Raw genomic sequence first — 8573 nt, 5'->3', positions numbered from 1 at the left:
AAGGGCGAGTCGATGAGAAAGCGGGTGAAGAAATTGACGGCGCCGGGCGCCTCAGACTAACAATGCAACCCCTGCGTCGCTGCGCTCCGACTGCCTGTCCGAATGATCGTGGAACAGGTGTCCGGATCAGCGTGGGCTGAGTGTCCGAATGGCGTGGAATCCGCACTTTCGAAAAGTACGGAAGATCAATCGAGGGAATTGCCTAGGAAGAAGGCTCTGAGCGGAGGTGGTAAGGCTTACGTTGGTTTTTGGTTCCATTGCTCCCCAAACCCCAAAAGCGACCGTTATCGCTGTTTCCGGCAAATATCAGGTGTTCGATCTGGCTAAAAAAGCCCGGACCAGAAGCGGCTTTAATGCCAAGGGATGCCGAGTTGATCCCGAACGCCAACGCCACTAACAGCAGCCACGCCAAAGGTAGCCAGGGCAGTGGCTGCACCGGGACTGTTGCGTAGAGGAGCCGATGCGACGAACGAACGTGCATTGGGGGTAGTCCGTGGATAAAACTTCCAGTCTGAAGTCGAGCATCAAGCTAGTCAATAAGCGCGCTCGATAACAGGACCATCTTCGATGGAGTTATAAATGCCGAGTAGCTTTCGCACGGCTAAGCAGGCTCGGCCTATGGGCTCGCCATCTTGGCCCTGCCCATGCGCGAAGCGAGCGACCCTGACTTGGCAAACGACTTATCGTGATGCCAGCACGGTCGGAGCGCATGCCTCTACGTCAGTTGGGCCTTGGTCGCGCCGGATGCTTCTGTGTGGCATCCAAACTGTTGGGCTAGGGCAGGGCTCTCCGAGGTGCCTGTGAGACCCTTTCAGTCTTAAGCACATCCGCCCGCTTTTGGCCGGACTTCTGCCGGATACTTCTGTCTGGAGTCGGCCAGAAAGTGGCCATTAGTAGCCCAGACCAGTGATTTACCCACACCCCATTGCCTTAGTTGCAACAAGACGTCTTAACGCCCTCGATTTGGTCAACAATATGGGCGCTGCTGCCGTTCAAAACTCCCGCACCTTTCGTTAACCCAGCGCCCTGTTCTTGCGCCAGTACTGCACCGTTATCACCAGCAGGGTAATGGCTGTCATCGGCAGCACATATCCAAGCATGGCCGTGCCAAATTGCTGCGCAAGCGGACGGCCTGAGGCGTTGAGAACCAAATACAGGGTGTAGGCCACGTAGTAACTGATAAACAATAAGCCTTCCCAACGATTAATTCGGTAGCCAGAAAAGAAGATCGGCAGACACACCAGCGCTACGCCGATCATCACTGGGAAATCGAAAGCCAGCGCATTGGCTGCCACCAGGACAGGCGCTGGTGATACGAGAGAGGCCAAGCCGAGTACGCAAAGCAGGTTAAATATATTACTGCCGACAATATTACCCACTGCAATATCGCGCTCGCCGCGAATCGCCGCTAGCAAGGAGGTAGCCAGCTCCGGCAGAGAGGTACCCACCGCTACAACAGTCAAGCCAATCACCAACTCCGAAAGGCCTAGTGCACGCGCCAGACTCACTGCGCCCTCTACCAACAGACTGGCGCCGCCAACCAGCAGCACCAACCCGACCAAGATGAGCACCAGATTGATTACCCAGCCATAGGGCTTAGCCGGCTGATTCTGGGCAAACTCCTTGGTGAACTCATCGTCTGCAGCAATATTCTTTTCCCGGTAAGCGCTGACAATCAGAAAAATGGTGTAAACCACAATGCCGGTGAACAGCAGCAGGCCGTCGAGTTTGCTCAGGCTGCCATCCCAGGCCAGAGCCATGGTCAACATACTTGCGCCGATCATAATCGGCACATCCAAACGGATTAGCTGACGCGAGACGATCAGCGGAGCGATAAGCGCAGTTAATCCGAGAATAAAGAGCACGTTGGCAATATTACTGCCCACCACGTTGCCAATAGCCAGATCACCACTACCAGCCAATGCTGCCTGTACGCTAACTGCCGTTTCCGGCGCACTTGTGCCAAAGGCCACCACAGTCAGGCCGATAATCAACGGTGGGATACCAAACTGCGCTGCCACCTTGGCCGCACCCCGCACAAGCACTTCAGCGCCGATTACCAACAAAACCAAACCGGCTACGAGGTAACCCCAGACCATCAAGCTCATTGCGAATACTCCAGGAAAGATGCGCGGGCCTTAGTAAGCAGCCAGAGGGCGCACGCGATAAATTTTTTAGGGCGGCAGGACAAAGCCGCTGGTTAATATTGGCCGTTAGCGACAACCTTACTTCGACCCTTCTCGTCAGAATAAAACCTTAGTCTGTTCAGCCATCGCTAAGGCGTTATTAGCCTCAATCTGCTGTCGATGCCAGACCCCGTTTTCATTCTGTATTTACAAGACTTACTTGGATGGGCCACTACCTCCGCGCCAGAGTGGAGGTTTCTGTCTGACCCGTTTTCTTTATTCCAGCGCTGAAGCCGCTAACCGCTGCGAAACGGCCAAGAATGGAAACTGGTGGGTAACAGCAAGCGTTTACCAGCAGCAAACCTCCACACTGCCTTGCTTAGGTTTCAACAGCCGTTTTATCGATCGGCTCAACTGGCTGGTGATCCTGAGGTTGTTGTTTCTCCGCCTGGTCCTGCGGGGGCTCCTCCGAAGGCTTGCCCAGCCACTCATTGGTCGACTGCTGAACGTCGTCCGCCTTCTTATTGATGTGTTGCAGGGTCTCATCAATTGCTTCACGGGCGACATCCTGCACCGCCTGTTCAGTCTTCTCGAGCAGTTTCTGCGCCGATTGTTCGGCTGCGTCACAGCCGGCTAGCCCCACCAACAGCAGCCCAAAGGCCGTCATTTGCAGCATCTTTTTCATCACAGTCTCCATTACCCGGCGTTGCCCATTTGATAGATGGCAGCCGACTGGCAGCTACCATCCGTTTGGATTTAGACCTGTGATCCAGCCGGCATCTGCCCACGGGTTTTCCACAACGACAGCAGCACGCCGCCCAGCAGTAGGCCTACGGTCACGCTCAAGGAAATAACCGCCGGGATCTTGCCAATGATGCCGACCAGGAAGATCTTGCTGCCGATAAATACCAGCACCAGTGCCAGGGCATATTTGAGGTAGGCGAAACGGTGAATCATCGCCGCTAGGGCGAAATACAACGCACGCAGACCAAGGATGGCAAAGATGTTCGAGGTGTAGACGATAAAGGGGTCTTGAGTAATGGCGAAGATCGCCGGCACGCTATCGACCGCGAACACTAGGTCGGCACACTCGATTAGCACCAAAGCCAAGAACAATGGCGTTGCCCATACTACGGAATTACCACTGGCGTCAGGCTGACGAACAAAGAAGCGCCCTTCGTGCAGCCCCTCGGTCACACGCATGTGTTTGCGGAGGAACTTCACCAGCATATTTTCGCTGAGGTCCGGATGGTCATCGACCTTGCTGAACAACATCTTCACGCCGGTTAACAGCAGGAAGATGCCGAATACATAGAGAATCCAGTCGAACTCGGCAATCAACGCCGCTCCCAGCCCGATCATGATCGCACGCAGCACGATCACCCCGAGAATGCCCCAGAACAACACTTCATGCTGGTACTTACGTGGGATGGCGAGGAAGCTGAAGATCATCGCCATGATGAAAACGTTGTCCATCGACAACGATTTCTCGATCAGAAAGCCGGTGTAGAAATCCATTCCGGCGTCACCGCCCTTGACCTGCCAGACCCAGAGGCCAAAGAGCAAGCCAGCCGTGATATAGCCGGCGGACAGCAGCAGGCTTTCACGAACGCCGATTTCTCGATGCTCACGGTGAAGGATCCCGAGATCGAAGACCAACAGGCCAATCACGATGCTGATAAAAACGAGCCAAAGCCATGTGGCGGTGCCGAGGAACTCGGCGAGTAAGAACGGTTCTAGGGCAGTCATGAGCCCCTCCTCTAAGTGTCGAAGTTGTACAAACTGCAACTCCGACATGGCAGCGGTTAGCTGTCAGAGGGGCCCGGCGTTGCGGGCGGAAATTTAGAGAAGAGCGCGGACTTTCTCAATAGCACAAGGGTTGCAAGGTGTTTCCGAATTTTCCCTGCTTTTCTAGACACCCTATGACCGCTTTTGGCCGATTTCTGCCTGTCGCTACCGGCAACTATGAATCGTTCTTTGCTGGTCATAGCCTCGCAGCGTGATGGTCAAATCCGATGCAAGCGGGTGGTCAAGTCTGCGCAATTACCCAGCGCGCTTGCGTGCGCGTAGGGGTGTTAACTCGGGTGTTAACACCGTTTCCAATTGGCGGCCCAATGCGTCGTTTTGCTGGATGCCACTGTGGATACCTCAGGCCATGCGCAGTTGCTGCGGTAAACACTCCACCAGGCGTAAGCGGGCCGGGCGTATGCCCTCGTACTTACCTCGTACCAGTTAACAGTCCCCGCGCGTAAGGGGTGTTTCCTTAGGTGTTAACAGCGTTTCCAATTCACTGCGGCCACTTCGGTTTTCCCGTCGCTACACCATGGGCGTGAGGTCATACGGTAGGCGCAACTCAGCACCAGCAGGGCAGTACCTCCCCACAGGTGCATGGCACGCACGGCACGGCATCAGATGGTGGTAGAAGGCGTCACGCGCAGCCAGCCATTCAGACGAGGCCGTAACAGCAGTTTGAATTAAGTGCTGCGGCTGGTCGTGGTCTTCCCCCTGTTGGAGACCATCCACCAATGGTGGGCTATCCCTTGCCAGCATTCGCTCGGTTCTCGCTTGCTGGTGCTGCTCCAGGTGCGCGGCTGGTGCACGCTCCATGCGCGCCACAGTCTGTGGGTGGGATTGCGGGGCACTGCCTTTTTTGGGTAGTGCCCCCTCCGGCCCGGCGCTATTCGTCGTTGCCGCCCCGCTTTCACTCACTACAAAACGTGGCGCGGGCACTTTCTCCAGTTCGGTAAACAGTCCAGAAAGCAGGCTCATGGCGTACCCCCGCACCGTGAAAACACACATACACATGTGCGTCTGGTTTCAAAAACACCGGCAACAGTGGCAACAGTGGCAACAACCGCTCTAGAACGGGCCTTCCAGGCGTTGCCAAACTCTCGTTTTTGTTGCCAGTGCTTTTTTACCGGCAACAGTGATAACCAAAGTGCGCAGTAGTGGCAGTGTCTTATATTCAGAATCGAGTTTGTGTTGCCACCTGTTGCCACTTCTTTTATTAGGTGGCAACGGCTGTAAGCCCCGCCCCGCAAGGCCGTTGCCGGTGTTGCCACTGTTGCCAGCGATTTTAGGTTCCTGTGTAATTGTGTTTGCTGGGCAAGGGCTGTTCTTGGCGTACTCATACCCCAGCCCCCTCGGTATCTATCGCCGTCGGGTCGATCACATAGAGCCGCGATTGACCGCCGCCAGGTAGCCGGTAGTTTTTGGTTTTGCGCTCGGTGTCGCGCCCTGCGATTGCTCCGGCTCCCTCCAGTGCTTTGACTACCCGGCTCAGGCCATACCCGTGCGCCGCTTCCACCAGCGCCGACTTGTTGAACAGGTACAGCCGCTTGGAGCCAATCAACTCCCAGTAACCGGCGCGATTGAACACCTTGGCGTCAGGCGCGTGGTCATCCACGTCAGAGAAGCGGCTGCTGCCGTGCTTGTCGATAAAGTCGAGAATGCCGGCCAGTATCTGGCGATCCTCGGCATTGCCGCTGCCGACTCGGCTCAGCCACTCGCCATACAGCAACTGGCAATCAGCCAGGGCGCTACCCTGGGGCCATGGCAGCAGGCCGTAAGCAATCGCCATTTCACCGGCCAGGGCGATCACGGCGAAGCGATCCGCCACACGTCCGGCCTGGGCGTTGTCTTCCACGAACTGGCCGCGCACCTGGGCGAAGTCTTGCAGCAGGCCGGGACGGTCGTCGTCCTTTAGCAGCCGCTCAACAAAGGCCGGGCCTAAGTGGCCGTGCTGGTGAGCCACCGCGACGGTCAGCAGGCGGTGGAAGTCGGCACCCTCCAGCCCGTGCAATTGGTCAAAGGCGCGGTGCGTGCGAGTGCCGGCGTTCACGTCCACCATGCGCAGCTCAGCACCTGCATGGGCGGCGTTGCCGGATATAGCGGCGTGCTCAGATAGCGAACGCTCACCACTGGACAGTGCCAGCAGCCGCCACGTCAGCTTGGGGCGGCCTTCACGCTCGCGGGTCATGGTGCCTTTGCCCTGGCCGTTGGCGAGGGAGTAGGCCATGGCCTGTACCTGCTTGGGATCGGCGCGTTTGATTTCATCCAGCGGCAGGATGGTGTCATTACGGCTGGCCGCTTCAATCTCTAGCCCGCCCTTGCTCATATCCCAGCTGGCAGCAAACACACCGGGATCACCCCACACCGACGATCCCACCAGCTGTGCCAGGGACTTACCGCTGGAGCTGTCGCCCACCAGGTGAACGCCGCCACCGACCACACCGACTAGGCTCAGCAGCGGCCCGGCCAGCGCACAGCCAATGGCCAAGGTCAGTACCGGATTGCCCGCGCACTTGGCGGCTACCTCGGTTTGCCATTGCTCAAGCGTGCCGCTGGTGCTGTACAGGTTGAGGCTGCGTGCGCCGGCCTGATAACGCACGGTGTCGCTGCCAATGGTGCGCTGGGGTAGCACGAACGCCCCGGAGGCGTGCCAGCCTGGCCGCGCCGTGGTGATAATGGTTTGATCCGGGCGCTGCTCCAGCAGGTACTCCATGAACTGACCGCGCTTGCGTGGAGCGATGATGGCCCCCATGCCGAACAGAGCGCGGCGTGCGTCTTCACCGCTCCCGCCAAACACCTCCATTGGAATGATCCATTCCTTGGCACCGCTGTTGGTCAGCAGGCGCAGCAACCGGCCCTCGCTGCCGTCGTCGCTATTGGTGGTGCGCGCGGTCACGATCACGGGTGTGGCCAGCCAGTCGTCAGTGATGGGCCGGGCGGTTTCTTCGCTATCGTCATCACCCACGGCGGCACGCTTGAAACCATGCCAGTACACGCCTGGGCGCAGCTTGCGGCCTACCTCATTCGTTACCCAGTGCTCATACACGCCCCAGCATGGCCGCTCGGGCGTGATGGTTGGCGAGGTGGGCGAAGGCACCAGGGATAAGGTCGGTTCGGCGGCGCTCATTGGGCGGCCCTCCAGTTGGCCAAGTCGTTAAAGTCGGTTAGGTCGGCGGGGGCGTCTTGCGGCCACAGCGGGAAGACCACCAGCCCGCCCACCGCCACAGCGGCGGCATTGGCAGCGGTTCGCCCTGGGTTGCCCTCGGTCTGGCGGTCGTCGTCGCCCGCGATGATGATCGAGGCGTGCGGGTGCTTCTCTCGCAGCGCCAGCGCCGCTGGCCCGAGGTTGCCGGCATTCATCGCACAGGCCACAGAGGCACCGGTGTCGGCGTGGATCGTCGCGCCGGTTGCCCAGCCCTCGCAGACGTACAGCGGCGCACCCGGTGTGATAACGCCCAGCGGCGAATAGCCCCCGGTGACTATCCCGCCACTCAGGAAGCGCTTACTGCCGTCGGGGTAGATGCGTTGCAGGTTGGCCAACACACCATTGCGCACCAGCGGCACCAGCAGGGCGTCACCGCGCTGGCGTAGGCCGTGGGTGCGTAGTCCTTTACGGATCAGATACGGGTGCTCCGGATCAGCGCGGCGAGCGTCACGCCACAGGCGGTTGGCATATTCAGCCGCGGACTGCTGGCGCTGGTGCTGCTCGGCTTGGCGCTGGCGGCGTGCCTGCTCGATGCGCTGGCGCACCTGCTCGGCTTCCCTGGCGTCCACTGGCTCACGGCTACACCAGGTGTGTGCGCTGCCGGCCTTCCAGCTGCCGAAGGCACCGGAGGCGATGCCATCCAGGTGCAGCACATACCAGCCGTTAAGGGTGCCGGCCTTGTCGCCCGGAACGTGGAAGCGTTGAATGCTGCCGTCGGCAATGGGTAGCCAATCAAGCAGGCCGAACGTGTTTTGCATGGCGTCACGGAATGCGACGGCGGGGCTGTTCATGGGGCCACCTCCCGGCGAGAGGCACCAGCAAAGGCCCGGCAAACCTGGCCATTGTTCATCGCGTGCCAGTGCGTGGAATCGTCCACCGACTCCATCAGGCATGAAGTAACCGTGGCATCAGGGCTGCGCATAATCAGGCGTCCGCACTCGGCGTCTGCTGCTGACAGGAATGGGCCAAGCAACGCCCGCTCAGCCTTGGGGTGAGTGACGTAAAACAGCTCAATGGCTTTTTCCAGGCAAGCCGATACCGTCGGCGCAAATGCACCGTTTTGAATTTCCATGGGTTATTCCTCGGTTGTCAGACTGGAGTCAGCGCGCGAAGCGTCAACAGTCTCTGCTTCTGTCGTGGGCGCGTCGCGAGGGGCATCGGAGTGCTGTACATGCTGGCAATTGGTGAGCTCGCCAAGCTCGGCAGAAGTGTTCACGCTCCCACCTTCTTGCACTTCCAGTTCATCCAGCTCGTCTTCCATACACTCCGCCCACTGGTAGACTTTTTCTGACCAGTCATTGCAGGCTGCGTATCCCAGTTGAGCCAGTGCGTGCGCTGAGCAGTTCTCTGGCAGCACATCCATGATTACCGAGAAGACGGCGTGCACTTCGCTGATGGCGTCCTGAAAAAGATCTAGGTCGCCCAGCGCTGTAACTGCGATTTCCATAGCT

Annotated in this window: 7 protein-coding genes; all 7 read right to left on the bottom strand. The window is 58.6% G+C overall.

The window, feature by feature from the left end:
- Nucleotides 1–1013: 1013 nt before the first annotated feature.
- A complete protein-coding gene (locus N1078_RS12505) occupies nt 1014–2108 on the bottom strand; it encodes a calcium/sodium antiporter (RefSeq protein WP_042924010.1) in 1095 nt (364 codons plus the stop codon).
- Nucleotides 2109–2505: 397 nt separating this feature from the next.
- A complete protein-coding gene (locus tag N1078_RS12500; protein WP_042924013.1) occupies nt 2506–2811 on the bottom strand; it encodes a hypothetical protein in 306 nt (101 codons plus the stop codon).
- Nucleotides 2812–2882: 71 nt separating this feature from the next.
- A complete protein-coding gene (locus tag N1078_RS12495; protein ID WP_042924015.1) occupies nt 2883–3875 on the bottom strand; it encodes a TerC family protein in 993 nt (330 codons plus the stop codon).
- 1378 nt (nt 3876–5253) lie between these two features.
- A complete protein-coding gene (locus N1078_RS12490; protein ID WP_274088499.1) occupies nt 5254–7044 on the bottom strand; it encodes a DUF927 domain-containing protein in 1791 nt (596 codons plus the stop codon).
- Nucleotides 7041–7913, bottom strand: coding sequence for a toprim domain-containing protein (locus tag N1078_RS12485; protein ID WP_274088498.1), 873 nt, complete (start codon nt 7911–7913; stop codon nt 7041–7043). The genes N1078_RS12490 and N1078_RS12485 overlap by 4 nt, the downstream gene beginning before the upstream one ends.
- A complete protein-coding gene (locus N1078_RS12480) occupies nt 7910–8194 on the bottom strand; it encodes a hypothetical protein (RefSeq protein WP_274088497.1) in 285 nt (94 codons plus the stop codon). Before N1078_RS12480 ends, N1078_RS12485 begins: the two co-directional genes overlap by 4 nt.
- 3 nt (nt 8195–8197) lie before the next feature.
- Complete coding sequence (locus N1078_RS12475; RefSeq protein WP_274088496.1) at nt 8198–8569, bottom strand: hypothetical protein; 372 nt, start codon at nt 8567–8569, stop codon at nt 8198–8200.
- Nucleotides 8570–8573: the final 4 nt, after the last annotated feature.

It is taken from the genome of Pseudomonas sp. MIL19 (assembly GCF_028680365.1).
Lineage (GTDB): Bacteria > Pseudomonadota > Gammaproteobacteria > Pseudomonadales > Pseudomonadaceae > Aquipseudomonas > Aquipseudomonas spirodelae.
The sequence above is the reverse complement of the archived record's forward strand: the minus strand, read 5'-3'. Positions and strand labels throughout refer to the sequence as shown.